This window comes from Paenibacillus phytorum (assembly GCF_013141715.1).
In the GTDB taxonomy this organism is placed as follows: domain Bacteria; phylum Bacillota; class Bacilli; order Paenibacillales; family NBRC-103111; genus Paenibacillus_E; species Paenibacillus_E phytorum.
Genome location: NZ_WHOA01000125.1, coordinates 148792 through 175302 on the forward strand (window position 1 = coordinate 148792; position 26511 = coordinate 175302).

Annotated in this window: 34 protein-coding genes, 1 tRNA gene and 2 riboswitches; of the genes, 17 read left to right on the forward strand and 18 right to left on the reverse strand. The window is 43.2% G+C overall.

Translation table 11 applies throughout. From position 1 onward, the window contains the following. Nucleotides 1-89 precede the first annotated feature (89 nt). The 4 genes from clpX to GC098_RS18930 all read right to left on the reverse strand — a co-directional run bounded on the left by clpX (nt 90) and on the right by GC098_RS18930 (nt 4490). Entirely contained in the window at nt 90-1358 is a 1269-nt protein-coding gene (gene clpX, locus GC098_RS18915; RefSeq protein WP_171644813.1) for an ATP-dependent protease ATP-binding subunit ClpX, read from the reverse strand. Between the two features lie 12 nt (nt 1359-1370). Beyond that, nucleotides 1371-1961 (reverse strand): ATP-dependent Clp endopeptidase proteolytic subunit ClpP, encoded by a 591-nt coding sequence (clpP, locus tag GC098_RS18920; protein WP_171644814.1) that lies wholly within the window; start codon nt 1959-1961, stop codon nt 1371-1373. Between the two features lie 199 nt (nt 1962-2160). Next, on the reverse strand, nt 2161-3462 hold the full coding sequence (gene tig / locus GC098_RS18925; protein ID WP_171644815.1) for a trigger factor: 1302 nt from the start codon (nt 3460-3462) through the stop codon (nt 2161-2163). A 110-nt stretch (nt 3463-3572) separates the two neighbouring features. After that, nucleotides 3573-4490 carry a hypothetical protein gene (locus tag GC098_RS18930; RefSeq protein ID WP_171644816.1) on the reverse strand — a complete coding sequence of 306 codons (918 nt, stop codon included), beginning with the start codon at nt 4488-4490 and terminating at the stop codon, nt 3573-3575. 160 nt (nt 4491-4650) lie between these two features. Between GC098_RS18930 and GC098_RS18935 the strand changes: the two genes are divergently transcribed. The 5 genes from GC098_RS18935 to GC098_RS18955 all read left to right on the forward strand — a co-directional run bounded on the left by GC098_RS18935 (nt 4651) and on the right by GC098_RS18955 (nt 7893). Beyond that, nucleotides 4651-4724 (forward strand) — tRNA-Arg (locus GC098_RS18935). Between the two features lie 120 nt (nt 4725-4844). Continuing rightward, nucleotides 4845-5037, forward strand: a riboswitch (cobalamin riboswitch). 147 nt (nt 5038-5184) lie between these two features. Further along, nucleotides 5185-5973 carry an energy-coupling factor ABC transporter permease gene (locus GC098_RS18940; RefSeq protein ID WP_171644817.1) on the forward strand — a complete coding sequence of 263 codons (789 nt, stop codon included), beginning with the start codon at nt 5185-5187 and terminating at the stop codon, nt 5971-5973. Further along, nucleotides 5970-6254, forward strand: coding sequence for an energy-coupling factor ABC transporter substrate-binding protein (locus GC098_RS18945; protein WP_171644818.1), 285 nt, complete (start codon nt 5970-5972; stop codon nt 6252-6254). Before GC098_RS18940 ends, GC098_RS18945 begins: the two co-directional genes overlap by 4 nt. After that, nucleotides 6251-7060: a cobalt ECF transporter T component CbiQ gene (cbiQ, locus tag GC098_RS18950; RefSeq protein WP_171644819.1), complete on the forward strand. Its 810-nt coding sequence runs from the start codon at nt 6251-6253 to the stop codon at nt 7058-7060. Before GC098_RS18945 ends, cbiQ begins: the two co-directional genes overlap by 4 nt. Continuing rightward, complete coding sequence (locus tag GC098_RS18955) at nt 7057-7893, forward strand: energy-coupling factor ABC transporter ATP-binding protein (protein WP_171644820.1); 837 nt, start codon at nt 7057-7059, stop codon at nt 7891-7893. Before cbiQ ends, GC098_RS18955 begins: the two co-directional genes overlap by 4 nt. 376 nt (nt 7894-8269) lie before the next feature. Here GC098_RS18955 and GC098_RS18960 read toward each other — a convergent pair whose 3' ends face one another. The 4 genes from GC098_RS18960 to GC098_RS18970 all read right to left on the reverse strand — a co-directional run bounded on the left by GC098_RS18960 (nt 8270) and on the right by GC098_RS18970 (nt 9823). Next, on the reverse strand, nt 8270-8638 hold the full coding sequence (locus GC098_RS18960; RefSeq protein WP_171644821.1) for a (2Fe-2S) ferredoxin domain-containing protein: 369 nt from the start codon (nt 8636-8638) through the stop codon (nt 8270-8272). 32 nt (nt 8639-8670) lie between these two features. Beyond that, nucleotides 8671-8873: riboswitch (cobalamin riboswitch) on the reverse strand. Between the two features lie 133 nt (nt 8874-9006). Further along, nucleotides 9007-9138, reverse strand: coding sequence for a hypothetical protein (locus GC098_RS40865; protein ID WP_281367091.1), 132 nt, complete (start codon nt 9136-9138; stop codon nt 9007-9009). 168 nt (nt 9139-9306) lie between these two features. Beyond that, nucleotides 9307-9420 (reverse strand): DUF4023 family protein, encoded by a 114-nt coding sequence (locus GC098_RS18965; protein WP_082562468.1) that lies wholly within the window; start codon nt 9418-9420, stop codon nt 9307-9309. Nucleotides 9421-9466: 46 nt separating this feature from the next. Next, nucleotides 9467-9823, reverse strand: coding sequence for a hypothetical protein (locus GC098_RS18970; RefSeq protein ID WP_171644822.1), 357 nt, complete (start codon nt 9821-9823; stop codon nt 9467-9469). 176 nt (nt 9824-9999) lie between these two features. Between GC098_RS18970 and asnB the strand changes: the two genes are divergently transcribed. Continuing rightward, nucleotides 10000-11844, forward strand: a complete 1845-nt coding sequence (asnB, locus tag GC098_RS18975) for an asparagine synthase (glutamine-hydrolyzing) (protein WP_171644823.1) — start codon at nt 10000-10002, stop codon at nt 11842-11844. 54 nt (nt 11845-11898) lie between these two features. On the opposite strand, the gene GC098_RS18980 is transcribed toward asnB, so the two are convergent. The 3 genes from GC098_RS18980 to GC098_RS18990 all read right to left on the reverse strand — a co-directional run bounded on the left by GC098_RS18980 (nt 11899) and on the right by GC098_RS18990 (nt 14499). Continuing rightward, the gene (locus GC098_RS18980; protein ID WP_171644824.1) at nt 11899-12546 is read right to left on the reverse strand and encodes an XTP/dITP diphosphatase; all 648 of its coding nucleotides are present in this window, start codon (nt 12544-12546) and stop codon (nt 11899-11901) included. Beyond that, nucleotides 12530-13288 carry a ribonuclease PH gene (gene rph, locus GC098_RS18985; protein WP_171644825.1) on the reverse strand — a complete coding sequence of 253 codons (759 nt, stop codon included), beginning with the start codon at nt 13286-13288 and terminating at the stop codon, nt 12530-12532. Before rph ends, GC098_RS18980 begins: the two co-directional genes overlap by 17 nt. A 197-nt stretch (nt 13289-13485) precedes the next feature. Beyond that, complete coding sequence (locus GC098_RS18990; RefSeq protein ID WP_171644826.1) at nt 13486-14499, reverse strand: GerMN domain-containing protein; 1014 nt, start codon at nt 14497-14499, stop codon at nt 13486-13488. A gap of 284 nt (nt 14500-14783) precedes the next feature. Between GC098_RS18990 and GC098_RS18995 the strand changes: the two genes are divergently transcribed. Beyond that, nucleotides 14784-15746 (forward strand): phosphatidylglycerophosphatase A family protein, encoded by a 963-nt coding sequence (locus GC098_RS18995; RefSeq protein ID WP_171644827.1) that lies wholly within the window; start codon nt 14784-14786, stop codon nt 15744-15746. 374 nt (nt 15747-16120) lie between these two features. Here GC098_RS18995 and GC098_RS19000 read toward each other — a convergent pair whose 3' ends face one another. Genes GC098_RS19000 through GC098_RS19010 form a run of 3 tightly spaced genes read right to left on the reverse strand, consistent with a single transcriptional unit; the run spans nt 16121 to nt 18570 of the window. Beyond that, nucleotides 16121-17098, reverse strand: coding sequence for an MBL fold metallo-hydrolase (locus GC098_RS19000; protein WP_171644828.1), 978 nt, complete (start codon nt 17096-17098; stop codon nt 16121-16123). Nucleotides 17099-17108: 10 nt separating this feature from the next. Next, a complete protein-coding gene (locus tag GC098_RS19005) occupies nt 17109-17840 on the reverse strand; it encodes a class I SAM-dependent methyltransferase (RefSeq protein ID WP_171644829.1) in 732 nt (243 codons plus the stop codon). A gap of 19 nt (nt 17841-17859) precedes the next feature. Then, a complete protein-coding gene (locus GC098_RS19010; RefSeq protein WP_171644830.1) occupies nt 17860-18570 on the reverse strand; it encodes a DUF6483 family protein in 711 nt (236 codons plus the stop codon). A gap of 195 nt (nt 18571-18765) precedes the next feature. Here GC098_RS19010 and GC098_RS40870 point away from each other — a divergent pair, with 195 nt between their 5' ends. Next, nucleotides 18766-19056: a helix-turn-helix domain-containing protein gene (locus tag GC098_RS40870; RefSeq protein WP_281367092.1), complete on the forward strand. Its 291-nt coding sequence runs from the start codon at nt 18766-18768 to the stop codon at nt 19054-19056. Here GC098_RS40870 and GC098_RS19020 read toward each other — a convergent pair. Further along, entirely contained in the window at nt 18983-20554 is a 1572-nt protein-coding gene (locus GC098_RS19020) for a recombinase family protein (RefSeq protein ID WP_171644831.1), read from the reverse strand. The two genes, GC098_RS40870 and GC098_RS19020, sit on opposite strands and share 74 nt — an antisense overlap. After that, nucleotides 20551-20727: a hypothetical protein gene (locus GC098_RS19025; protein ID WP_156411033.1), complete on the reverse strand. Its 177-nt coding sequence runs from the start codon at nt 20725-20727 to the stop codon at nt 20551-20553. Before GC098_RS19025 ends, GC098_RS19020 begins: the two co-directional genes overlap by 4 nt. A gap of 209 nt (nt 20728-20936) precedes the next feature. On the opposite strand from GC098_RS19025, the gene GC098_RS19030 reads away from it, so the two are divergent. From GC098_RS19030 to GC098_RS41235, 8 genes are all read left to right on the forward strand, one after another. Further along, a complete protein-coding gene (locus GC098_RS19030) occupies nt 20937-21692 on the forward strand; it encodes a coiled-coil domain-containing protein (protein ID WP_171644832.1) in 756 nt (251 codons plus the stop codon). 149 nt (nt 21693-21841) lie between these two features. Continuing rightward, nucleotides 21842-22270: an arsenate reductase ArsC gene (locus GC098_RS19035; protein WP_171644833.1), complete on the forward strand. Its 429-nt coding sequence runs from the start codon at nt 21842-21844 to the stop codon at nt 22268-22270. 13 nt (nt 22271-22283) lie between these two features. Continuing rightward, the gene (locus GC098_RS19040; RefSeq protein ID WP_068662958.1) at nt 22284-22607 is read left to right on the forward strand and encodes an ArsR/SmtB family transcription factor; all 324 of its coding nucleotides are present in this window, start codon (nt 22284-22286) and stop codon (nt 22605-22607) included. 9 nt (nt 22608-22616) lie between these two features. Then, nucleotides 22617-24029, forward strand: coding sequence for an arsenic transporter (locus GC098_RS19045; RefSeq protein ID WP_171644834.1), 1413 nt, complete (start codon nt 22617-22619; stop codon nt 24027-24029). A gap of 32 nt (nt 24030-24061) precedes the next feature. Further along, nucleotides 24062-24490 carry an arsenate reductase (thioredoxin) gene (gene arsC / locus GC098_RS19050; RefSeq protein ID WP_171644835.1) on the forward strand — a complete coding sequence of 143 codons (429 nt, stop codon included), beginning with the start codon at nt 24062-24064 and terminating at the stop codon, nt 24488-24490. A 1-nt stretch (nt 24491) separates the two neighbouring features. Beyond that, nucleotides 24492-24965: an ArsI/CadI family heavy metal resistance metalloenzyme gene (locus tag GC098_RS19055; protein ID WP_171644836.1), complete on the forward strand. Its 474-nt coding sequence runs from the start codon at nt 24492-24494 to the stop codon at nt 24963-24965. Between the two features lie 11 nt (nt 24966-24976). Beyond that, complete coding sequence (locus GC098_RS41230) at nt 24977-25210, forward strand: hypothetical protein (RefSeq protein WP_312880216.1); 234 nt, start codon at nt 24977-24979, stop codon at nt 25208-25210. Then, on the forward strand, nt 25149-25412 hold the full coding sequence (locus tag GC098_RS41235; RefSeq protein WP_312880217.1) for a protein-tyrosine phosphatase family protein: 264 nt from the start codon (nt 25149-25151) through the stop codon (nt 25410-25412). The genes GC098_RS41230 and GC098_RS41235 overlap by 62 nt, the downstream gene beginning before the upstream one ends. A 36-nt stretch (nt 25413-25448) precedes the next feature. On the opposite strand, the gene GC098_RS19065 is transcribed toward GC098_RS41235, so the two are convergent. Both GC098_RS19065 and GC098_RS19070 read right to left on the reverse strand, forming a co-directional pair. Next, entirely contained in the window at nt 25449-25775 is a 327-nt protein-coding gene (locus GC098_RS19065) for a YnfA family protein (RefSeq protein ID WP_171644837.1), read from the reverse strand. A gap of 21 nt (nt 25776-25796) precedes the next feature. Continuing rightward, a complete protein-coding gene (locus tag GC098_RS19070) occupies nt 25797-26195 on the reverse strand; it encodes a MerR family transcriptional regulator (protein WP_171644838.1) in 399 nt (132 codons plus the stop codon). A 71-nt stretch (nt 26196-26266) separates the two neighbouring features. On the opposite strand from GC098_RS19070, the gene GC098_RS19075 reads away from it, so the two are divergent. Continuing rightward, nucleotides 26267-26506 (forward strand): hypothetical protein, encoded by a 240-nt coding sequence (locus GC098_RS19075; protein ID WP_171644839.1) that lies wholly within the window; start codon nt 26267-26269, stop codon nt 26504-26506. Nucleotides 26507-26511 lie beyond the last annotated feature (5 nt).

Here is a 26511-nt window from a genome sequence, read left to right on the forward strand (position 1 = left end):
TCTCTCCCCATGACACCAAACATCCTCCGCTCCAATCCCATTAACAAGGGATCGGATTGGAGGCTGTGTGTAATTTGTGAAATTATGGGTTACGCACTTTCTTCTTTCTTCTTAGCAGTCGCCTGAGCGCCATCTTTGGTCGTCAAAACAGGAGTGATCTTGTTTTGAACCGTTTCCTTAGATACCACACATGTCGTGACGTCTGTTCTCGAAGGGACTTCGAACATCACATCCAGCATAATGCTTTCAATGATAGCTCTCAGACCGCGCGCGCCAGTATTACGTTTGATTGCTTCTTTAGCAATGGCATCAAGTGCCTCTGCGTCAAATTCGAGTGAAACGTTATCCATCTCGAGCATCTTCTGGTATTGCTTCACGAGCGCATTTTTAGGCTCCGAAAGAATTCGCACAAGAGCTGGTTCATCCAGCGGCTCTAGTGTAGAGATGACCGGTAAACGACCAACGAATTCCGGGATTAAACCGAATCGTAAGAGATCTTCCGGAAGCACCATGGATAAGTACTCGCCTGGTTTCAAATCAACTTTAGCCCCATCTGTGCTAAAGCCAATTACTTTTTTACCGATTCTGCGTTTGATAATTTGCTCAAGCCCGTCAAAAGCCCCGCCGCAAATAAACAGAATGTTGGTTGTATCAATTTGAATGAATTCTTGATGCGGATGCTTACGTCCACCTTGAGGAGGAACAGAGGCAACCGTACCTTCAAGAATTTTGAGTAAAGCTTGTTGAACACCTTCACCGGAAACGTCTCTAGTTATGGACGGGTTCTCGGATTTACGTGCCACTTTATCGATCTCGTCAATATAGATAATGCCGCGTTCGGCTTTTTCTACATCATAATCTGCAGCTTGAATCAGTTTGAGCAAAATATTCTCAACGTCTTCGCCCACATAACCAGCTTCTGTTAATGAAGTGGCATCCGCGATAGCAAAAGGAACATTCAGAATTTTGGCAAGCGTTTGCGCTAGCAACGTTTTACCGCTTCCTGTAGGTCCTAGAAGCACGATGTTACTTTTTTGAAGCTCAACATCTTCCAATTTGTTTTGCGAATTAATACGCTTATAGTGGTTATATACCGCTACAGCCAGCGATTTTTTCGCTTGATCCTGGCCGATCACGTACTGATCCAAAATATTGCGAATTTCTTTTGGTTTCGGGACATCTTTGAGATCAAGCTCTTCTTCATGCCCTAATTCTTCTTCCACAATCTCCGTGCAAAGCTCTATACATTCATCACAAATGTAAACTCCCGGACCTGCAACAAGTTTGCGAACTTGGTCTTGGGATTTTCCACAAAAGGAACATTTGAGTTGGCCTTTTTCATCGTTAAATTTAAACATGGGATCACTCCTTTATTTCAAGTCGTTTCGAGTGATAACCTCGTCGATTAACCCGTATGCCTTCGCTTCATCAGCGCTCATAAAGTTATCTCGGTCGGTGTCTCTTTCGATCTTTTCAAGCGGCTGTCCCGTTCGGTCCACGTAAATCTGGTTGAGTTTATGCTTGGTCTTGATAATCCAATCCGCATGGATTTTGATATCGGTTGCTTGACCTCTAACACCGCCGAGCGGTTGGTGAATCATTACTTCTGCATTCGGCAGCGCGTATCGCTTACCTTTGGCACCTGCGGTTAATAGCAGAGAACCCATACTTGCAGCCATACCTACACAAATCGTTGATACATCTGGCTTAATAAACTGCATGGTATCGAAGATACCCATTCCAGCTGTTACAGATCCACCTGGTGAATTGATATATAAGTGGATATCCTTATCGGGGTCCTGAGCTGATAAAAAGAGCAGCTGGGCAATGACCAAATTAGCCACATCGTCATCAATAGCGCTCCCAATGAAGATAATGCGGTCCTTTAATAAACGCGAGTAGATATCGTAAGAACGTTCCCCACGAGCCTCTTGTTCAACAACCATAGGAATAAGACTCATTGTACCAACTCCTTTTGCGGCAATAGCCAAGTTCTCTCAATTGAGATTCAGATACAGTTTAACACGTTTGAACAGCAAAGTCATTTTTTCAGAGAACTGCTATGTATGAGGGTATTTCTTATGGTCTTGGGCAGTTTTGGGGCTAAAATAGGGTAAAAGAAAGGCACGTTGCTTACGTACGTGCCTTTACTTACCTTATTTATACTGCTGCGGAAACATGCTTGCTATTTTCAAGCAAGAAGTCAACCGTTTTTCTAATCACAAGATCGTTGCTCAGACCTTCTAGGCTGCCGTTAGAAGCAAACAGCTCACGAAGTTCTGCCGTTGTTTTTTGGTAGGATTGTGCATATTTCTCAAGTTCCGTGTCAACTTCTTCATCGGAAACTGTGATTTTTTCTGCAGCTGCGATGGCTTCAAGAACAAGGTTGTTACGAACACGCTTGTCAGCATCTTCTCTCATTTGTTCTTTCAGCACGCTCTCGTTTTGACCGGAGAACTGGAAGTAGATCTCAAGCGTCATGCCTTGGGAGCGAAGACGTCTTTCGAATTCCTTCACCATAACATCTAGCTCTGCTTCTACCATGGAAGCTGGAATTTCAACTTCAGCGTTAGCTGCAGCTTTTTCAACAACAGCTGTTTCCAGAGCAGCCTCTGAATCTTTTTCTTTGCGCTCTTGAAGACGTTTTTTCAGTTCTTCTTTGTACTCTACAAGTGTATCGTACTCGCTCACATCTTTAGCAAATTCATCATCAAGCTCTGGCAAGTTTTTGCGTTTAATGTCGTGAATCAACACTTTAAACACAGCCGCTTTGCCTTTCAAATCTTCGGAGTGGTAGTTTTCAGGGAAGCTAACGTTAACTTCTTTCTCTTCACCTTTACCAAGACCTACGAGTTGCTCTTCGAAACCTGGAATGAAGGAGTTGGAACCAAGCTCAAGGGAGTATTTCTCCGCTTTACCGCCTTCGAATGCTTCTCCATCAACGAATCCTTCGAAATCAAGGACAACGACGTCACCATTTGCTGCTTGTCCTTCTTCAAGAACAACCAATTCAGCATGACGCTGTTGCAAACGAGTAAGCTCTTCATTCAATTCTTCATCTGTAACTTCTGCGCTTACTGCTTCAACTTCGATACCTTTGTATTCGCCAAGTGTTACTTCAGGCTTAACAGTTACTTTAGCTTTGAACTTCAGTACTTGTCCTTTGCCGAATTGCTCAACGTCTACTTCAGGACGATCGACAGGCTCGATTTTAACCTCTTCAATCGCTTCCACATAAACTTCTGGCAAAATGATATCTAAAGCATCTTGATACAAGCTTTCTACACCAAATTTAGCTTCAAAGATAGAACGAGGTACTTTCCCTTTACGGAAACCTGGAACATTTACTTTCGCGGATACCTTTTTAAATGCTTTATCCAAAGCATCTGCGACGCGCTCTGCGCCAACTTCCACTTCAAGAACGCCTACGTTCTTCTCTATTTTTTCCCAACTTGCTTTCATTTTATGCTTTCCCCTCCAAAAATGTACGATGACATATTTTCACGTTACGCTCATTACAACCATTCTATTATACCATATAAGATTTTCATTTCAAGGCAGCCTTTCTTACCTTATGATGGGTCCGGATTAAACTGCTTCACAAACGCTTGCAGCACAAGGTTAGCCCGCTTCCACTGAAGCTTCATGGAGTCAACAATCCCGTAATTATCTAGCAATTCTTCACGATTCACCGAGCCAAACAATTTCTCTTGAAGAATAGCATGAAGGGCAGATGCCCACACATCAACAGCGCCTTCTTCCGCATTCTGTAAATCCGTATAGATCGATGTCCCATAGGCATAGGCTAGAAATTCCTGCCAAGTCTGCTTGGCAAAATAAACAAAATCAGGTTGGCTTATTTCACTAATGTCCCCGACTCTGCGAATCATATCACGAATGCGTGATGGAAAATCCTCCGGGCTCATCGGTGTCTCTTCGATCTCGACAAGGATCTTTTCCCCATTCTTAGGGAACTCGATAAATCCTCGCTCACCCATCTGTTTAAGCGCCTGCAAAGCTTTGAACTGAATGTGAGGGTGCCGCGGCTTCTCACAAAGCCACTCCTTTACACGTTGGCTTACGTCTGATTGATCGATGAACGCCAATTGTTCAAGGGCATTGACTTGCTGCTCCAACGTACCGTCTTTTAGCATATTCAGAAGTTTAAGCGCAAAGGCGTCATCATCTGCCGTCTTATCTTGTATGTACTGCCGTAATAGATCCGTTTCTTCTTCTGGATCATCTTCCAATGGAGACGTCATAGGGAACATGGTTTCCGGATACATGGTATACAGCCAATTCCTCAGAGCTTCCCATTGTTCGGTTTTGTGATGGTCTACTGTCGGAAATTGAAGTAGAAAGGTTAGCAATTGGAGCGCATCACTATACTGCTCTGTTTTTAGAAACCGAGTCAGCTCCTCTTCGTAATATTGCTCTGTTTTCGGAAAAAGAATTAAGTTATTGATGGATGGGTCCGTTATGATGATCACCTCAGAAATCATGGTCTCGCTGGTGACAGTTTACTTGATTGTCAGAGTGATTGCAAAATAATTATGAATCGAGGGTTGACTTCCTATAAAACGATATGATATATTAACTCTCGCTTCGCTAAACGGATTCATTCATTCCGCCAGGTAAGAAGAGGTTTATGTCTCAGTAGCTCAGCTGGATAGAGCACACGCCTTCTAAGCGTGCGGTCGGGGGTTCGAATCCCTCCTGGGACGTCAAGCATGTGGAAAGACCGCGAGAAATCGCGGTCTTTTTTTGTTTATCGCATTTCTTAAAATAATAAATTCTCTATGCTACGAATCTTTCATATTGTGTTATACTCTTTTCAATTACATATTTTTTCGAATAAATGAGGTGCCCTTGTGTAGCAAGCAAGGGGTAACAGGGAATCGGGTGCAAATCCCGAGCGGTCCCGCCACTGTATTCGGGGAGTTTCTTTCTATCATGTCACTTGATGCATATTCAGGGAAGGCTGAAAGAAACGATGATCCGAGAGCCAGGAGACCTACCTTCATTTATGCACCCAGAAACCTTCGCGGAAAGGAGCGGTGTACGTCAAGTCTCTCGACATCTAGCTTATATTTGTCGTTTATTCGTACGTACCCACGGCCAATCCATCAGGATTGGTCTTTTTTGTTCGTTACTCAAACTTTAATTAGGAGGAATTAAAAAAACATGCAATCAAAAACACGAAAGACAAAGGTCACCAAGGTCACTAGCTTCTTACTAGTGGTTATAGGGTTAGCCCTCTATCTATTCATTAATGAACCGCAAACCGTCTACGGCATGCACATTATGGAAGGATTTCTCCCCGTAGGTTGGGCAATATTTTGGTGGGCAGCCTTCCTTCCGTTCTTCTTTCTAGGTGTCCGAGCACTTATCAAAATTACGAAAGAACATCCAGAGCTCAAAATTATGCTCGGCCTTGCTGGTGCATTCACCTTCGTACTGTCGGCATTGAAGATCCCTTCTGTAACCGGAAGCAGCTCTCACCCAACCGGTACAGGTTTAGGAGCTGTAATGTTCGGACCGCTCCCTATGAGCGTCCTAGGATCGATTGTATTGTTGTTTCAAGCGGTTTTACTTGCTCATGGGGGACTTACAACACTCGGGGCAAATGCTTTCTCCATGGCCCTCTCCGGTCCAGTAATTGGTTACTTCATATATAAGTCCATGATGAAAACAACCGGCAAACAAAAATGGTCAATATTTCTGGCGGCTGCTCTCGCCGACTTATCCACATACATTGTTACTTCTGTTCAATTAGCTCTTGCATTCCCAGCTGAACAAGGTGGATTTATAGCATCCTTCTTGAAATTCGGAGGCATTTTTGCCATTACGCAAATCCCTCTTGCCATTAGTGAAGGCATTTTAACCGTCTTAATATGGAATTGGTTACAATCTTACAGTCCTAAAGAACTATCTATTCTACAACGAAAAATGAAAGGAGCTTCTGAACTATGAAAACTCGAACCGCAAATACCCTCATGCTGATTGCCGTTGTATTATTGGCAGTCTTGCCCCTTATTTTCGTACAAGGTGAATTTGGTGGAGCTGATAACGCCGCTGAACAATTAATTCAGAGTATTCAACCTTCCTATACGCCATGGTTCTCTTCTTTATTTGAGCTCCCAGCTGAGACGGAAAGTATGCTATTCGCCTTACAAGCCGCCATCGGAGCTGGCTTCATCGGGTTTGCCTTTGGTTTTTTCAAAGGGAAAGCGTCTAAATCCAAAAACCAATGATGAAATTGATCGATTCTCTCTCCTATAAAAATGCCTTACGACCCCTATCACCGATGTGGAAGTGCGGTTTTGCAGTTACCATGCTGCTGTTTTCTTATCTAACGCACCCAGCGGTTCAGGTAGTTATAGCCTTTTGGATGGCCCTATGGACGGTAGGCTATGCTCGTGTTCCAATCAAATATTATGTAACTGTCATCGGTGCTGCATGCCTATTTTTTGTAGGTAGTGTACCCGCACTAGTCGTAGAGATCCGCCCTTTGCAAGAAGCCTTGCCTGATATCCATGAGGTGGCGGCCTTTACATTTATCGACTGGAAGTTGTCCGTTACTTCAACAGGTCTTTTGCTAATTGGCAAATTATTCGTTCGTATTATAGCGAGCCTAAGCTGCGTGTCCTTTATTATGTTCAGTACTCCTTTTTCCGAAATGCTGCAAGTCTTACAAAAAGTTCGTGTTCCCAAGCTTGTTCTGGAAATTATGCTTATTATGTATCGGTTTCTGTTCATCCTATTTGAAATTGCCAATAACATGTATGTAGCTCAGCAATCAAGAGGCGGTCAGACCGGTTTCCAAAACAGATTGAAGGATACAGCCATTATTATTGTTCAAATGTTTATCAAAACGATGCAGCGGTATAAATCATTGTCAAATGGCCTTGTCTCCCGAGGCTTTACGGATGACATTCACATGGCCCCCTACCGAGCTAATCCTGTACCTTTTCGTTATAAATTGGAAAGTTATGTAGGAATCACGCTCTTACTGCTGCTCGAAATGTGGCTGCGCTGGAATTGGAGGAGTATCCGATGAGCACGATTTTAGAAACCTTAGAAGTGAGTTTCAGCTATCCCGCTTCACAGACCGAGGCTTTAAACAAATTAAATCTCCGCATCCCCGAGGGGAAAAAAACGGCCATTTGCGGTCATAACGGTTCTGGCAAATCGACTTTATTTCTTCAAGCTATTGGCATTCATTCACCTTCATCTGGCCAAGTTTTATGGAAGAACGAACCTTTGACTTACACTCGCAAAGAACTTAAACAATTACGTCAAGACGTTGGACTTGTCTTTCAAGATCCGGAACAGCAGCTTATTCTGAATACTCCTTATGAGGATGTCACTTACGGTCTGCGGAATGCTGCTATTCCTGAGCCAGAGATTACTCGCCGAGCAGAAGCTATATTACGCACCATGGGACTCGAACACTTAGCACATACACCCATTCACCACTTGAGTCTCGGTCAAAAGAAGCGAGTAGCCCTAGCCGGTGTGCTTGTGCTTGAACCAAAGCTGCTACTTCTGGATGAACCAACGGCCTATCTGGATCGCATATCGGAACAACAGCTTGTAGAGGAACTTAACCGTATACATAGTCGCGGAATCACGTTAGTCATGGCTACCCATGACATGAACCTTGCCTACTCATGGGCTGATTGGATTCTCGTGATGGATCAAGGACAATGCGTCATGGAAGGCACGCCAGATGAAATATTCAAAGATAGCAAGGCTATCAATCATCTTGGTCTTGATAGGCCCATGCTGCTAGATTTGTGGGAAGCATTGCCTGAAGCTAGCCGTCAGGGAGTCTCGGCGCCTAGGAATGTGAAGGACTTTACAACATTATTACAAAAAGCCTATTTATAATTATCATCAACGACTATATAAAGTTAAAAGTGGCTGTCCCAACAGTGATAAAATAGCTAGAGGGACAGCTTCTTTATGTATACATGCAATGCATGCATAAATCTATCAATGGTAGGCCCTCTCGTTCCGCTAATTCAATGAACAAGTATGACAAATAATCGCGGAAACCGCGCTTATTCAGGAGGGCACGAATAGGGGCTGTCCAAAGTCAATTTATGATTTTTGAGCCCCCACTTAGAATCAGATTCATATGTAAAAAGAACCTCCAATTCCACTTTATTAATGGAATTGGAGGTTCTTTTGTGTAAATTTGGAACACGCTCAATCATGCGAACACTTTTGGGATAGCCCACATGTTAAAACTTTCAATATCAGATTATTTGCTTTGCAAGCGACTAATGCCCTTATTTCCTATTCCAGTTGGCACAAAGCGTTCCTCAAAGCTATAAGTCATATGTTCTTGGAGTGGTTTCCCCTCAAGTAAATGCTCTCGAACAAGCCTTCTCCCAGCCTCTGGTGTCATTTCCTTGTACCAAATTCCTTGCGGATACACCGTTACAACACCTTCATCCTGACAGCGACCATTACATCTAGTCCGAGTTGTATGTATAAAATGCTCGGCTCCGTGCTTCGAAATTTCATCTCGGATGGCTAGCGTTGTTTCATCTCCTGAATTTTTCAGGCAAGATCCTCCGTTACAGATAAGTACATGATGTTGGACTGTTGATAGATCCCACGTACTCATAAGAACACCTCCCTATCTCCCGTAGGTATATAACTGTGCTGCTGAAATAGGCAGGTCTCCTGGCTTCAGGATCTTCATCAAACGTCAGCCTTCCCAATCGGTCGATCAGTGGCATAGAGACGTTGACTCCTCTGTTACAGTGGCGGGACCGCGTCGGCTTCTAACCGATCTTCCCTTTTAAGCTTACCCTGCGCTTGGATAGCGGAATGTAAGCACCTATTTCGGATATGAAATTTTGACCGAGTTTATTCAAATCATTTAAACCCAAACATCATCTTACCTCATAGTCTATTTACATACAAGGAAAAAGCCCCAACCAAATGGTAGGGACTTCATCGAAAGCTTTATGCACGAATTCAAATCTTCGTTTAAACGGAAGGACGATTCGGCTGGTGATGTCCAGGTTCTGTTGAATCTAGATTGGACTGTATGCGAGAAGATTGCTTCGAATGATCGATTGTGCTTTGTGTCCGCTGGTCCATACTTTTCTTTTTGCCCATAGTGGATTAATCCTCCTGTAAGTTGAAATAATGATCACTTGATTAGTATGGAGAGATTCCGCCTCTAATATGCTGTTTAAAATACCCATTAACGAAGGACAAGGGAAAAGACAAAGCAAGAGCCTGTAAGGAAATCTCCCTACAGGCTCTTGATGGTGCCATTAGACTTTAGTGCTTCTTGTGCGGCAAATTACTGCCTGGCTGACCGTCACCTTGGGTCCTGAAATTCTTCGCGGCTTTCCTCTGCTTGTCGTGCAGCTTGCTAATGAAATGACTATCCATGAGCATTCGCCTCCTGAAGAAAGAATGGCACTACCTCTTTAGAATGTCACACAAGCTCTAAATTTAAACGCATGGCAAGATTAAGAATCGCGCCTCTTGCTTCTGCATCTGTTTTGACTTTTTCGTACAGTTCCTCAAAATTAGTGCGGTTTTGAATAAATTCCGGTTCGGTTTTGATAGCCGTTTGTGTCCAGTTAATCAAGACATTCTCCGCTTGGGTAAGTTCATTGTAAGCACGATGCAAGCCGACACGCTCAATAATTTCTTCCATTTCTGCTTGCCCAACTTCTTTACCTTCTTCTTTTAATTCCGTAATTCGTTTATCCGCTTGGCTACTGATTTGCAGAAAATGTTCTCTTGAGGCCAGATAATCAATTTGTGCTTTGGAGTGCTTCTTTTTCATTGTCATCACCTTTGTCATTTAATAAGTAAGAATTGGGTTTATTGTATCAGGCCTGTCAACAAAACACAAAATCCGTCCGGTTGACTGCGCCCATCCACTTCTGGACAGACATTATCTACATTGCGTTTGCATACCTTTTATCATCATGCTCTCTTTAAGGAAAGGAAGGAACGTCTATGTGCGGAATAACGGGTTGGATAGATTGGCGGAAAGACTTGACCGGGTACCCGTCCATTCTAGAAAATATGACGGAAACGCTCCATTTGCGTGGACCTGATGCTTCTGGTACTTGGATTTCACAGCATTGTGCCCTCGGCCATCGACGTCTAAGTGTAATGGATCCGGAAAACGGCGCTCAGCCCATGGTACGGAAACAAGGAGATTACACGTATACGATCGTATATAATGGCGAACTCTATAACGCCCCTGAACTCAAAAAGGAGCTCGAACTTCGTGGACATCATTTCCGCACGACATGTGATACAGAGGTGCTGCTTGTTGCCTTTATTGAGTGGGGGAGAGCTTGTGTAGATCGACTTAATGGCATTTTCGCTTTCGCGGCCTGGAATGATCAAGAACAATCCCTCTATTTGGTCAGAGATCGGCTTGGCGTAAAGCCGCTTTTTTATTCTCATCAAAATAGTGTGCTTCTATTCGGGTCTGAGCCGAAAGCCATACTCGCGCACCCTGACTTCGAAGCAGAGGTTGGTGCAGAAGGCTTGGCCGAGATCTTCGCAGTAGGTCCGGCTCGCACACCTGGTCATGGGATTTATCGCAACATGTCTGAGCTCAAACCAGGACAATGCGCTGTATTTGACCGCAATGGCTTATCCATTCGTACGTATTGGAAGCTCGAAAGCCACCAACACTCCGATGATATCGCTGCTACGGCATTGCAAGTTCAACAATTGCTTAGAGATACATCCCAGCGTCAACTAGTGTCTGATGTACCCATCTGTACCCTTCTATCGGGTGGTCTTGATTCTAGTGCGCTTACTGCACTTGCCTCTGCTCATTATAAGGAAAGCGGGCAAGGCGCTCTGCATACTTTTTCCGTTGATTACAAAGATAATGACAAGCATTTTAAAGCAAACATATTTCAGCCAAATTCAGATGCACCTTGGATTAAACGGATGACGGAGTATCTAGGAACCGAGCATCACTATATTGAATTCGACACACCCGAGCTAGTAGAATCCCTGAAAACAGCGGTATTTGCCCGTGATACACCAGGAATGGCTGATGTTGATGGGTCTCTTTATTTATTTTGCCGTGAGATCAAAAAAGAAGCGACGGTTGCCATTTCCGGCGAGGCAGCTGACGAAATATTCGGTGGATACCCTTGGTTCCACAACGAAGAAGCTTTGGGAGCCAATACGTTCCCCTGGTCTTTAAAACTGAACAATCGAGTCGACCTGCTGGCCCCCGATCTTGTGGATTGGATCAAACCAGTCGAGTATGTTCATAATCGATACCAGCAAGCGCTCAGCGAAGTGCCGCGGTTAGCTGGGGAAACGCAGCAGCAAAACCGTATGCGAGAAATGTCTTACTTAAACATTACCCGGTTCATGCCGACACTTCTAGATCGAAAGGATCGTATGAGTATGGCCGTCGGACTTGAAGTTCGCGTCCCTTTCTGCGATCACCGACTTGTTGAGTATGTCTGGAATATTCCCTGGGAAATCAAAACATCGGGTGATCGGGAGAAAGGCATTTTGCGTAAAGCGCTCAAAGGTGTTCTTCCAGAGGATGTGCTGACTCGCAAGAAAAGTCCTTATCCAAAGACACACAATCCTAATTACTTAGCAGCTGTGAGAAAATGGGTGTTGGAAATTCTGGATGACCCCAGCTCGCCCTTACTTCCCTTCATTGATGTTAAGAAAATCCGCGCACTTGCCAGCTCGGAGACGAACGATTTCGACCTTCCATGGTTTGGTCAGTTGATGACAGGTCCTCAACTATTCGCCTATTTAGCACAAGTAGACACATGGTTGCGTTCCTATAAAATTTCCATCCGTTAAATCCAAAAAACCTGCTACCCACCGATGAAGTGGAAGCAGGTTTTCATTATGATATTAGCCGTTCTGATCAGGAAGTCTATCCAAAAACATACGCAAGGCTTTGGCTCGATGGCTGATCTCATTCTTCTCTTCCACCGTTAATTCAGCCATCGTTCTCCCAAGAGCAGGAATATAAAACAACGGATCATAGCCGAAGCCGCTTTCGCCACGTTCTTCCCCAATGATGTAACCACGGCATGAGTCCTCCGCTTCAATTACTTCATTTGCTACAGGATCGATGAGTGTAAGTGCACAAACATAGGATGCTTCACTAAGAAGCTTTGGGTTCTCTGCACCATCAGGCAATCCTTCTACAGAACCTACCTCGCTTAGTTCGTGCAGCAGCTTAGCATTATTATCCGCATCCGTAGCATTCTCTCCAGCGTATCTGGCTGAATAAACACCCGGTTTACCGTTCAAAGCCGCTACACACAATCCTGAATCATCGGCAAGAACCGGCACATGGAGATGTGCCGAAATAATCTGCGCTTTAATCCGTGCATTTTCTGCAAACGTCGTTCCGCTCTCCACGATTTCCGGAAGATCTGTATAGTCCGTTAAGCAGCGAACCTTGTAGCCTTTTGCTCCAAAAAGCTTCGCAAACTCTTTGACTTTGCCTTCGTTACGTGTTGCAATAACGACGAAATTACTTTGTAGCAGCATGATGTACACCTCGAATGCGATCAGCGATCGGGCCTAGTACTTTAGATTGCTCTTCAATCATCGTATGGATGCCTGTTTCAGCAAGAGCGAGCAGTTCATCCAGTTCCTTACGGGAAAAAGGAGCATCCTCGCCTGTTCCTTGGATTTCTACGAATTGACCTTGCCCCGTCATCACGACGTTCATATCTACTTTAGCATGTGAATCTTCTTCATAATTCAGATCAAGCCGCGGTGTTTGGCCAATAACACCAACACTCACAGAAGCCAGAAAATCGTTAATCGGGAATTTAGCTAATTTTTTGTCTGTCGCCAGCTTGTCGATGGCAAATGCCATAGCAACAAAAGCACCGGTAATTGACGTTGTACGAGTACCGCCATCCGCTTGAATAACATCGCAATCCAGAGTGATGGATCTTTCGCCTAAAGCTTCCAAATTCACCACGGAACGAAGCGCACGGCCGATAAGACGCTGAATCTCCATCGTACGTCCACCAAGCTTACCTTTCGCAGCTTCACGCTGATTTCTAACCTGCGTAGCTCGAGGCAGCATCGAATATTCGGCTGTTACCCATCCTTTCCCTTGACCCTTCATAAAAGGTGGGACGCGTTCTTCAATCGTTGCTGTACAAATCACTTTGGTATCCCCGACCTCAATAAGCACCGAGCCTTCTGCGTGTTTTATATAATGAGGGGTTATTTTCATAGGTCGCAGTTCTTGATTCGTTCTTCCGCCAATTCTCATAAATGTTGTTCTCCTCCTGTTGCTTCCATCAGAAGCTTTGTTCCTACGCCCCATTGTAACAAAGTAGTCAGCGAAAAGCATCCTTAGTCAAAAACAATGATGCCGAACATTGATTATAATGCTGAGAAAACCCCTATGCAAGCGCCTTGTCAAAGACAGCGCTTTTGCATAGAGGTCGTTAGAACCGGGCAAGCTTCTTAAAGCTTAGCCGGATTAATATGAGCTGTTTTAGTTACTGGCTTCACAGCACCATCCACTTTAATTTGGACTTGTTTAAAGCTTGTGTTTTCTGTCAATGAAAGAATAACAGACTGCATAGCTTCGGTGGATGCTTTCTGATCGGCGCCAAGGAATTTATTGGAGAAATCAACGGTTATAACACCATCAGACGGCTTAATGCTCTTCACTTCCGTTGTAGCATTCAGAACAGCAGCCAGACCCTTCTTCTGATCAGGCCCTTTGATCAACTGTTCAACAACCGCTTTCGCGACATCATCTGTCCTTTTGACGAGCCTTGTAACAGGTACATAATATTTGTAATTTTGATCATTTTGATTCAAGAAATAGAGTGTAACCGGTGTGGATTGACCAAATTCAGCGTCCTCAGCCTTCTCAATGTTGATCCCCATAGAGCGTGCAAGAGGTGTATCCAGCGGTGTCTTCCCTTTCGGCATCTCCTTCAGATCTTTCCCATCTACACGCAGCTGCACTTTCTCTACGGTTGGAAAGCTCGTCAGGTTCCAAGTGATAGCCTCCAAAATCTTTCTCTCATTCGGCCCATCATAATTGAGGAACTCCTTAGAGAAATCAACAATGGCACGCTTGTCTGATGTAACATTCAAGCTTACGACTTTCGTACCTTTAGGCAGCAGAGCCTGGAAACCAGATGGAAGCAAACTTGCAACCGGTCCTCCGTCCACCATATACTCGAGAGTCGTTTTGGCGACAGACACCGTTTTGGGTAATCCAAGACTAAGTGGAGCAACGAATCCTTTTGCATCTTTCACATAAACCGTCATCTGTGATGAATTGTCTTCGATCATATCGATCGTAACGGCTGCTGATGTCGTCTTCGCATCAGCTTCCGCACCCGTTGTCGGAGGTGCATCGATGTCACTTTTCTTCCCAGTGCCCAGAACCGAACATCCCGTGGTCAGCAAGGCAATTACCCCCGCGATAGCGGCTGAACGAATCCAATGTTGATGTTTCATTAGCTTATTTCCTCCTCCAAGTTTTCGCAGAAGCCTGAAGCATCTGCCCTGTATTTTCATGGCCTGTACATTGCTTTTTCGTATTATTATGTATACGAGGCTTTGTCCGATTTATAACTACTTTTTGTCCCATTTCGAAAAAAACTCATGCACCAGAATTTAAAGCCTGCGGCGCCCTGTGAGACATTACAACAAGTCAAATCCTAGGAGTTAACTTCCTTCGGCATCTTATAAAGATATGCTATACTCAAAAATAAGAATTGACCTAATTTGGAGGCGCTTCAATGAGAACATTCCTTAAAGAAAAAGCAAACATTTTCAACGAATTCCGTGAAGAGGTTTTCAGTCACTATTCCCAAGCCGTCATCGAAGAAGCTGTTGCTCGCTTACTCGTCGAAATCAAAGGAATTAAGAAAATTCCCTATGAAACAATCACTACGACTCTACTAGGTGTGTTAAGCAAAACAGAAACCTATAACGTTATGTCTACGCTCATGGAGCTCCAAAAGAAGGTCAAACATGATTCCGAGCTTCTAGCTAGTATGAAAGACCCTGCATATAATGTTCATCGCACCATTGCTATGTCCATCTGTGGACTATATGGCAGCGGCGCGATTTCTCTTTTTGGATTTATGGATTGTAAATTCCGTTTCTTCTTTCCGACCAAACGTCCTAAATCTTTCATTTCCAAAGGGATCTGTGCCATTGTTGCCTCAACTGCCAGTTCAATCATTTCTGAAAATGTGAAAGAGGACTATACCGCGCGTAACCTGGCTCTGTTCGAGTCGAGAGGCGTGGCTTTGGAAGATATGGTGGATATTCTGGATCAGCTTCAACGCCCCTACAATCCGGATATGGAGCGCAGCCTATGTGAAGAGCATGTTCTTGCCGTATTGCGAAAACAACAAACATTCCACGCCCTTCAATTGGCGATCAAAATTGATACAGCCGTCGAAGCAGGAGAATTTAACCCTCAGTATAATCATATTGTCGGACAAGACGAAGGGCTTTTCGGGGTTGATGAAAGCATCGCAACTGCCGTTCCACTCATGTATGGCACCATTGCACTCACGAATTTCGGATATCTCGACAAAGAGAAAATCGGGATTATCAAAGACCTCGATAGCGATCATTCCGAGGGAAAATGCAATACATTTATCGATGATATGGTATGCGGAATCGTAGCTGCCGCCTGTGGCCGATTGGCGCATAATAATATTCCTACTTATAGTAAGCCTTTGAAGTGAGTAAGTAGAAGATGCTGGTTATTAAAGCGTTGCCGTAGAGTGGTGAGTTGTAGGGTGAATTGAGTTATTAGCTGTAAGAAATCGAGCGACGGGCTTGAGGAATAGTTAAGGATTCTGACTATTGTTCGTCGGAACCCTTTTAAACGGAAGGTGAATGCCTTATTTGCCCTAAAACGCCCATTTACATGAGTAAGCGGAACGTGGATTCGCTAATTCCCTATTTTCCATCTTCCGCTATAATCGAAATACGTGCGTTTTCCCAAATATATAGGATTATAGTTCCCCAAAATGTAGTGGACTTGACGATGCACAACCTCTGAAAATAATAAAGCCTCCAACCACTAATTTCGTCGTGGTTGGAGGCTTTTCGGCTATTATTTCGAAATCGCGATATATTGAATGAGCTCGGCGGCGGGGTCTACCTGTTGGATGCGGCCTTCTGTTTCCAACAGGATGAGGTGAGCGATCGTTTCCGATAGCGCGAACCTCATCTGGTGTATGCTCAGCCGGTCGCCAAACGTCGCACGGCACACCTCATAAGCGCTAAGCGGCGCGCTTAGCTGCCCCTCCATGAGCGCAAGCCGCTCATGATGATGGCGCACCAGCTCCTCTGCGCGTGCGCCAAAGCCGGACCATGGCTCCCGGTGCCCCGGGTAAGCCATCTTCACAGGCAGCCTGCTGATCTCCTGCAGGCTGCTGAGGTACGCGCCGAGCGGGTTTTCTTCCACCTGCGGGAGGAAGGAAACGTTCGGCGATATTTGCGGCAGGACATGGTCGCCGCAAAAGATCACCTCCGCCGCAGCGTCGTAGAAGCAGAGATGACCCGCGGCATGGCCGGGGGTCTCGATGGCTTCGTACACGCGGTCCCCGAGGCGCACAGGCCCTTCAGGCAGCACCGTCACCTGAGGCTGCGGCGACACAAGCGAGACGAAGCTCACCATGTGCTTCGTCATCTCGATCAGCCCGGCTTCCGGGAAGCCGTGCCGGGCAAAGAGCGTCAGGAGCAGCGCCGACATCGGCTGCTCCGGGCCCCACAGGAGCTGCACCTGCGCAAGGCCGGTCTCCGAGAGGAGAACCGGCGCGCCCGTGCGCTCCTGGAACCAACCCGCCATCCCGTAGTGATCGGGATGGTGGTGGGTGAGCACGATCTGCTCCACGTGCTCGAAACCGATCCCACGCTCCTGCAGCACCTGCTGCCAGAGCTCCTCCGCATCCGGAGTGCGGAGCCCCGGATCAATCACGGTATACCCGTTGCTACCTCGTACGAGGTAAGCATTCACCCAACGCAGAGGGAAGGGCAGCGGAACCTTCACTTGCGTGATCTCATCTGTATGTTCAGTCAAGATGTTCATTTCCGAGTACTCATCCTTCCTTATGCCCTACAAAAATCAACCGACTAGATGCTTCAGCATCATAAGCCTGTCCATCATATTCACCGTATACATGATCAATATGTAAACCCGCTTTTAACAGCATAGCTTCAAAAGCCGTTCGATCATACAACTTAACCTGCTCCAGATAATGCCGATCAGCAGTACCCTTTTGCGAAATCACAATCCGTTTACGCACACAGCCATCTTCAATGGTTCTTGCTTCACGAATCCATAGATCTTCTTCTGTTCGCTCCGATTGTGGAACGAGATTCGACTGAACATAGACCGGATTCAAAAAATCGATGATGAAACGGCCGCCCTCTTTTAGAAGCCGATGAATTTCATGAAGCACCTTCTCATTTTGTTCATCCTCATCAAAATAGCCAAACGAAGTAAACAAATTCACGACAGCATCGTATTGCCGATCGAGCGGTACTTCGCGCATATCTCCGCGCAGCCATGTTACTTGCTTACCATCGTCTAACTTCACTGCCTCATTCAAAAGCACCTCAGATAAATCCACGCCCGTTACATCGTATCCGAACTCAGCCAGCGCCATGGAATGGCGGCCCATGCCGCAGCATAAATCAAGCACTTCGGCCCCTTGCTTCAGCCCCAGCCAATCAATCATCTTCTTCACTTCATGGTAAGCACCTTGCAGATCTCTGTGTTTATAAACAATTAAATAATCATTTCCAAAACTTTCCTGATACCAAGCCATTTCTTCACACCTTCAGTTTCTACGATTTATACATGTTAGGAATATCAAATGATTGCAATTTTTGCTTCACAATACGCAAACCATCAAACGCTTCTTCTTTGCTAAAATTGCCTGTTTGCAAGAGTTCTTCTTCCATATCCATTAATTTTTCGTAAAAGATTACACCTTGTTCGAGTATTACGGATCGGTCCGGATGATCTTCCATATAATGGAACAAAACATCCTCTACTTTGGCGTAATTGCCCTGTTTCTCATAATGCGCGAAAAGAAGCCTCTTGATCTCCTCCGGGATGATCCATCCTTGAAGACGTTCCAAGCTCTGGTTCAATCGGGACTTGATTTCATCGTTCACTTCATCCATAGGTTCAACTTCGGGTGAGAGCGAAAGGTGAAGCAGCAAATCAACGGATTTCAGATAAGCATGATAAGCATGATAAGCCTCGTCAGTCTGGTCATGCTGCTGAAGCAGGTCACCTTGTCCTACAAACATATCACTAAGCACTAGCGCTTTGGCGGTATCCAAATTGCCATGATAGGACAATAATTCAAGGATATCCTTACTCGATAATGCTTGCAAAGAGCGAATATTCAACCCCAATAGATGGCGACTTGCTTCATCCAGCAGCTGCTGGGCATCTTCTAATGGGATATGTTCCTTATTAAAAAGTATGCGATGCAGCACCACGGTCATTTGCTCAATCTGCCGCATAAAATAATCACGCTTGAACATCTTTTGAGCCTCCTTTGTTCAAAAGAAATGCTTCATTTTAGCTTACCACGCCTCGGAAGGAAACTCAAAAGCGGATATCGCCTATTTTTATGTATATATCGCACCATTGACAACAGCCCTTCATAAACTAATTTTGACTGTATCCCTAAACCTTGTAATTCCCAATACCCGAGCAAGGAGGGGTGACACACATCCATGGGCAGCGACCACAAAAACAAATTTCTACTTACTAACCGCGAAAGAGAAGTATTCGAACTCTTAGTACAAGACAAAACCACGAAAGATATCGCGCAGCAGCTTTTCATAAGCGAAAAGACTGTGAGAAATCACATTTCCAATGTAATGTGTTTTGAAACACACAATAATAAAAAGCAGATGATCGTTATAATGACGCATCCATTAGGTAGTAAAGTTATGATTCCAATTGTCCTAATGGGGTGTAGATCACAACCTCTCCATCCACACTTAGCACCAATTTTTGAATAAGCTTCGTCAATACAAGCCTCATTTCATCCACATGGTCAAACTCTAATTCTACAAGATTATCCAATGCCTTTCTGATCTCTTCATAAATCTTCTCCAAATTGATTTGCTCATCCACGTTCTCAGAGGATTTAATTAGTTTGGATTGCAAGGACGCAATCTCTTGTTCGTACTGCTCTTTTTCAAATTGATACTGTGCTTCATCGATTTCACCAAGCATCATCTGCTTTCTCAATTCAAATAGCAGCTTACGATTCATTTCAATAAACTTCTCTGTCTTCTTTATATCTTTGCCTATGTCTAGGGAGGTCTTCTTTTTAGTTATTCTCCCTTTACGTTCACTGGTCTCGGACTCGCTATTAATAAGTTGCTTTAGTTTCTTACTTACTTCCGCAATGATGGTATCTCTAAACTGATAATAAGGAATCCAAATACTATTCTCGCAGCCGCGATCTCCTTGTCTTCTCCTGGTTGAACAAATCAAATAACGATGTTCTTTCCCATCTTTACTGGATCTCCCTTTCGTACAGACCATTGAACCCCCACAATGCTTACATACTGTCATTCCAGCAAATACATTCACTTTATTCCTTACGCCCCCACGTTTTCCACCGCCGCGCTTTAATCTAATCTCTTGGGCTAATTGAAACGTTGCTTCATCTATTATTGCAACATGTGTTTGTTCAACGCTCCGCTCCCATTTAGCTTCATCTCGTTGAACTTGTTTTCTACTCCTGTCGGACATGTTGTTAATGTCATTGTAAACTTTCTTTACTTCATATTTGCCAAACACATTTTGTCCTGTATATACCTCATTCATTAGAATACGCTGAATTGTTGTAATCCCCCAGACTCCTCCTTTAGGAGAAGGAATTACTGTTTCATTATTCAGATATTGAACAATCGCTTTTTCACCCATCTTACGGCTGATGTACAATTCAAAAATCAACTCAACGACGGGCTTGTTATCATCAGGAAGAAGCGTCTTCTTGTCTCCCACAATTTCTTTTCTATATCCATAAGGAGCAATGCTTCCTGTGAAATTCCCTTTTAGTGCTGACTGTCTAATCCCACGTTTAGATGAAAGACTGATCTGTTCGCTTAGCTTTTGGTTCACAGCAGATATGATCTGGAACTTCAGCTCATCATTGTCTTTATAGGAGTCAAAGCCTTCTTCAATAGAAATTAATCGAATCCCCAGGGCATCCACTAAGATTCTTTTTAAGTTAAGCGAATCCAAGGTATCCCTTGAAAAACGAGATAAGGAAGCAAAAACGATGGTGCCAAAGTATTTAGATTTGGCATCTCGTATTAATTTTTGAATTTCTTCACGTGCAACAATGGATGTACCTGTGTCTCGATCTTCGTATGTATATTGCACATCCAAATCAAGCGCTCTTGCTTTTTCTTCACAGAGTCCCTTTTGATGTTCAGGACTGTCCTTTTGCGAATCCTTTGTTGTGGACACCCTCACATAAATAGCTGTCCCATTTGGTTTCATCGGTTTGGATCACCCAATTCATCATGATAGTTAGTCTTAGTTGTCTCATAATTATAGCTTGTTCCAGGGTGTTTGGTGAGCACCTTCTTGATGGTATCATTAACCAACTCATCAATGATTTGTTCCAATGACTTTTCCATTTCGATGGACTTAAATACAATCTTGAGTTGCATAGGTATCACCTCATGGTTATGCCTATTACGAACCAAGTTTGTCCTATTACATTGGCTTTTGAACTTCCATGAATAGATGTGATAATGCTTTAACTTGACCCATATAATCTTGTAACGAGCCACCATTGAACATGGATAAAAAGGTTAACTCAGTTAACCCGATTTACAGGGTAAACCTACGTTTACAAGGAAAAAGGAGGGTTTCTATCGTGGCAACAGACAATACCACCTATGGTGTGAAGGTGAGCTCCGAGACTAAAGATAAGATAAATTCAATGATCGTTGCTTCTGGTTTATCAAGTAAAGAATGGTTTGAACGCCTCCTTGCTTTATATGAGCTACAAGTGTACAAGCAACAAGAAGGCTCCTTGAAGTACCTAAGTGACATTGAAACCCTACAAGACCATACAAAGCGTATTGACGAAATATTTACATCTCTCATTAAAAAGGTTATTGAAGATAACAAACAATACACTGTTGAGATTGAAAAAGTGAATCTTGAAATGAATCAAGTCGTTGATCGTTTAGAATTAGAATCCAAACAACAGCAATCTGAATTATCTGAACTAATGCATAAGATTTCAGAGTCTAACAAAGAAGTGCATCAGCTAAAAGAAATGCGTAGAGTTCAAGAGGAAAACATTCAACATTTACGTGAGGATAATGCCAGATTAATTAACATAAATGCATCTTACGATCTAAACGAAATTGAGCAACTTTATTCTCAACTTGCGGATGTTAAGAAGGATCTTGAGTTATCTCAGCTTCGCCATGAGAAAGAGATCCTTGTATTAAAAGATCAACACAACCAAGAGATCATTAAATTGATGAGTAAGAAGTCCTCCCCTTCGGACAAGAAACTTGAACGTCTTTCAAAGAAAGCAGCTCTAGAATCTTCCCCTACACAAATTGGTACTTCATTAGAACAACTGGAGATCCATAACACTCTTATATCAGAAAGTTAGTTACATGCCACAATAAACCAGCCTGAACAAGGCTGGTTATTTTTCTTGATTTTAGTTAACGAGAAGTATTTAGTTCATTTACAATTTATTTACTTTACGAATATAAGTATTTGCTTATATAATGATTTACAGATGGAGGGAGCTGAATTATGATGAGTAAGAAACCTGTTCGAATTTACTTTTTATGCATTCAAAACCGTTGTAGAAGTCAAATTGCTGAAGCATTTGCCAAACATTATGGGAAAGATAATGTTATCGCCGAAAGTGCTGGACTAGAAGCAAGTGACATACATCCACTTACAGTCGAGGTTATGAAAGAAATTGGCATTGATATCTCAAATTATGCTTCCAACAAAATTGATATGAAGACCTTCATGGCTTCCAATGTCATTGTTAAGTTGTGTGAGAGTTTAGTTGAACGTTGTCCTGTCGTTCCTTTTGGGATTACTAATGTCCAGTGGAATATACTAGATCCTTTAGAGCACAGCGAAGGAAACATTGAAGCGCTCCGCAAAACAAGGGATGAAATTGAGAAAAAAGTGATCGATTTGCTTAAAGGCATGAATGTACCCGTATAAAGGAGATTAAATGATGATTGAAATTGAAAAAATGGTTGAGACGTTGAAACTTTTAAGTGACAAGACGAGATTAACGATCCTTCTGTTGCTTAAAGAAAGAGAACTCTGTGTTTTTGAACTTGTTGATATTCTACAAACGAGTCAGCCAAATGTTAGTCAGCATATACGCAAATTGAAGGATGGCGGATTGGTCAAAGAAGCCAAAAAAGGACAGTGGGTTTACTATTCGCTTACGATTGAAAATAAACCGTTCATATCCGATTTATTCAATCAGCTTCCATCTCAAAAAGAAAAGGTTGAATCCACATCTTGTGAAAAACTTGATTGTTGTGATTAGGAGGAAAACATGACTTACATAGCGGTAATCATCTTTCTGTTAACATTAACTTTTGTTATTTGGCAGCCTAAGGGACTTAATATTGGATGGTCAGCGTCTGCTGGAGCTATTCTTGCCCTCATCTTCCAAGTAGTTTCATTTCACGACGTATTGACCGTTACTTCGATCGTTTGGAATGCCACCCTCGCTTTTGTAGCGATTATTCTCATCTCCTTGATTTTAGACAAAATCGGATTTTTTGAATGGGCAGCCCTGCATATGGCTCGTATTGCAAAAGGAAACGGAAGACTAATGTTTGTTTACGTCATTTTGTTAGGCGCGGCAGTTGCCGCATTTTTCGCCAACGACGGTGCAGCTCTCATCTTAACCCCGATTGTTTTGGCAATGGTTCGAGCATTAAAGCTTCCCGACAAAATGATTTTGCCGTTCATCATGGCAAGTGGTTTCATTGCGGATACAACTTCCTTGCCTCTAATTGTAAGTAACTTAGTCAACATCGTGTCAGCTGACTTCTTCGGCATCGATTTTGTTACCTATGCAAGCCGTATGATTGTGACAAGCTTATTTTCACTTGGAGCAAGTTTGGTGGTCTTGTTCGTTTTCTTCCGAAAAAACATCCCAACGAGTTACGATATGAAACAATTGAAAAGACCTTCAGATGCCATCAAGGATCTTAAGCTATTCAGAATGTCATGGGTTATCCTAGGCATCCTACTCGTCGCATATGTGAGCAGTGGATTTATTAACATTCCAGTGTCCATCATCGCAGGTGTTGTTGCACTAATCTTCATATTGATGGCTAGATCCAGTAAAGCAATTGAAACAAAACGAGTAATCAAAGATGCGCCATGGGCAGTTGTTATCTTCTCCATCGGCATGTATGTCGTAGTATATGGTCTTAAAAACGTGGGTCTTACCGATGCCTTGGGCAAAGTTGTTGAGAATTTGGCAGGACAGGGATTGTTTGTAACAACGGTAGGTATGGGCTTCCTCTCAGCTGTGTTGTCATCCATCATGAATAACATGCCAACGGTCATGATTGATGCTCTTGCGATTAAGGGAACGAACACCGACGGCATTATTCGAGAAGCATTAGTTTATGCTAACATCGTCGGAAGCGATCTTGGACCTAAAATTACACCGATTGGTTCTCTCGCCACACTTTTATGGCTACACGTTTTATCCACGAAGGGTGTGAAAATTACGTGGGGCAATTATTTTAAAACAGGTATCATACTGACCGTTCCAACACTCTTTATTACACTTACAGGGCTTTACTTCTGGCTACACGTCATTAATACTACAAGCTTGAATATCTGGTTATTAATCGTGTTGATTGCAATCTTTGTAGTGGTTGCCGCGATACTCATAAAAGCAATTCTAGGAGCTAAACAAACTAAAAGTGGGCATCAGGGAGCTTAATATGCTGAATAGCCAAAAGGAGAAATGAAATCATGGAAAACAATAAACCGTTAGTTTACTTTTTGTGTACAGGAAATTCTTGCCGCAGCCAAATCGCAGATGGTTTTTTAAAGGCTCTAGGCAGCGACAAATATGAAGTGAAAAGCGCAGGATTAGAAGCGCATGGTTTAAATCCACGTGCTGTTGCAACAATGAAAGAAGCAGGAATCGATATTTCTAACCATACATCCAATGTCATTGATCCCGAAATTTTGAACCGCGCTGATTACGTTATTACGCTCTGCGGACACGCCGATGAGCATTGCCCTGTAATCTCCAACAAGAACGTTGTAAAGTGGCACTGGGGCTTCGAAGATCCTGCTAAGGCAACAGGAACAGAAGAAGAAATTACCGCGAAATTCAGCGAAGTACGTGACTCCATTAAAGAACGCATTGAGCTATTTGTGAAAGAAGGAAAGTAATATGATTAAACGGATGCATGTAGCGGTGAATTGTTCTGATCTACAAAAGTCCTTAGATTTTTATCGTGCTTTCTTTGGAACCGAACCAACTAAAATTAAGGAAAACTATGCGAAGTTTGAACTTGATGAACCATTGCTTCATTTCTCACTTAATGTTCGACCTTTCGAGAAAAACGGTGTGTTGAATCATTTAGGTTTTCAAGTGAATGATACCGAAGAGGTCTTGGCTATGGGCGAACGACTTCGTCAAAGTAACCTGCTTACTATCGATGAAATTAACACGACTTGCTGCTATGCCGTTCAAGACAAAGTTTGGGTTTATGATCCAGACGGAAACGCATGGGAGATCTTCTATACAAAAGAGGACTCAGAGTTCGAATCTGCTGGCGATGCACGAGATATGTCTTTATGTTGTGCGCCGCCTTCGGCACCAACACCAATTGAGTTCACAACATTTAAAAAACAGTTATTCTAAGGAGTTTACAAATGGTTAAAAATTACCAAGCTTTACATGAAGATAAAATCTTCTTTGGTGGAGCGGCTGACGTTGAAGATATGGTCAAAAACGAAGGTGTTGAAGTCGTGGTTGATTTACGTGGAGAAGCAACAGAATGTGCTTACCCTGATGCTAACGTTGAATGGATTCAAGTTCCTCTTGGTGACAACGCAGAGGGTCCACAGGACGTACTATTCCAGCAAGCCATTAAACCATGTTGTTGAGGCTTACAAAAGCGGTAAAAAGGTTGGTTTCCACTGTGGAGGCGGAAGTGGGAGAACAGGAGCTGTTGCTGTTGGCACATTAATTACACTGGGCAAAAGCCAGTCAATAGACGAGGCTGAAGCTTTAGCAAAAAGCATTCGTCCCAAAGTAAATGTGAAACCTCCTCAACGCGAAGCATTAGAAAAGCTTTATAAGAACTAAATGAAAGAGACATCCCGAATAGGATGTCTCTTTCATTTAGTTTCTAGGACCCCATAACATAACTGAAACACCAACAACACAAATGCAAGCCCCTATCCAATCATATGTATCAGGCGTTTTCTTATCAACAAACCAGCCCCAGAACACAGCCAATACAATAAATACTCCTCCATAGGCGGCATACACACGACCAAACGACGGAAAGGTTTGAAGCGTGGGTAGGATACCATATAAAACTAAGATGATACCTCCAACAATCCCGTACCATATTGGCTTGAATTCCCGTAACCAAAGCCAAACTAAATAACCTCCACCTATTTCAGCCAATCCAGCTAGAATAAATAATGTAATTGCTCTAGTCATATTTAAATCTACTCCCCCTATTTAGCAGCAGGTACCATCTGATTTTACTTTAACAAAACACTCGGACCATGTGAGACAGTTACACTTCAGTCCATTATCCAAAATCTGAAGCATGGCATCGATTTGCAACTTCTTCTCGACTAATTCAGCAGTTTTCTTCTGAGCCATCTCTTGCCACCTCTCAGAAGGAGGAACTTCAATATTAAAACCCTCAAGTAACACCGCAATTTCTTGCATGTGGAATCCAGCTAGCTGAGCCGTTTTTATAAATTTCAATCGATCCAACACATCTAGCGAATATCGTCTTTGTCCATTTATTCGTTCAACTTTGGGTATTAGTCCAATTGATTCATAATATCGAATGGCTGATGGATTAACCTCTGCTTTACTCGCAAGTTCCCCAATTGTAATTATCTCCATAATATCCCTCCTTGACTTAAAGTGCACTTTAACAATTATACTATACATAGGAAGTGAAAGGAGGATCTTTTATGAAAAAGTTTCTTGCTGGAATCGGAATAGTTGGTCTTTGTGCAGTCTGTTGTGGAGTGCCTGCCCTATTAATTACAGTGATCGGGGTTACTGGGATCACTTTAGGATTTTTAAAATGGGGCTTAATATTTATCTCGCTTTCTTTTATAGCGCTATCGTTCATTAAAAAAAGAACTTGCAAAGCAAATGAGTCTTGTACTTGTTCATCGAAATCATGCCCAAGTAATTCGTTATCTTAAGGAGA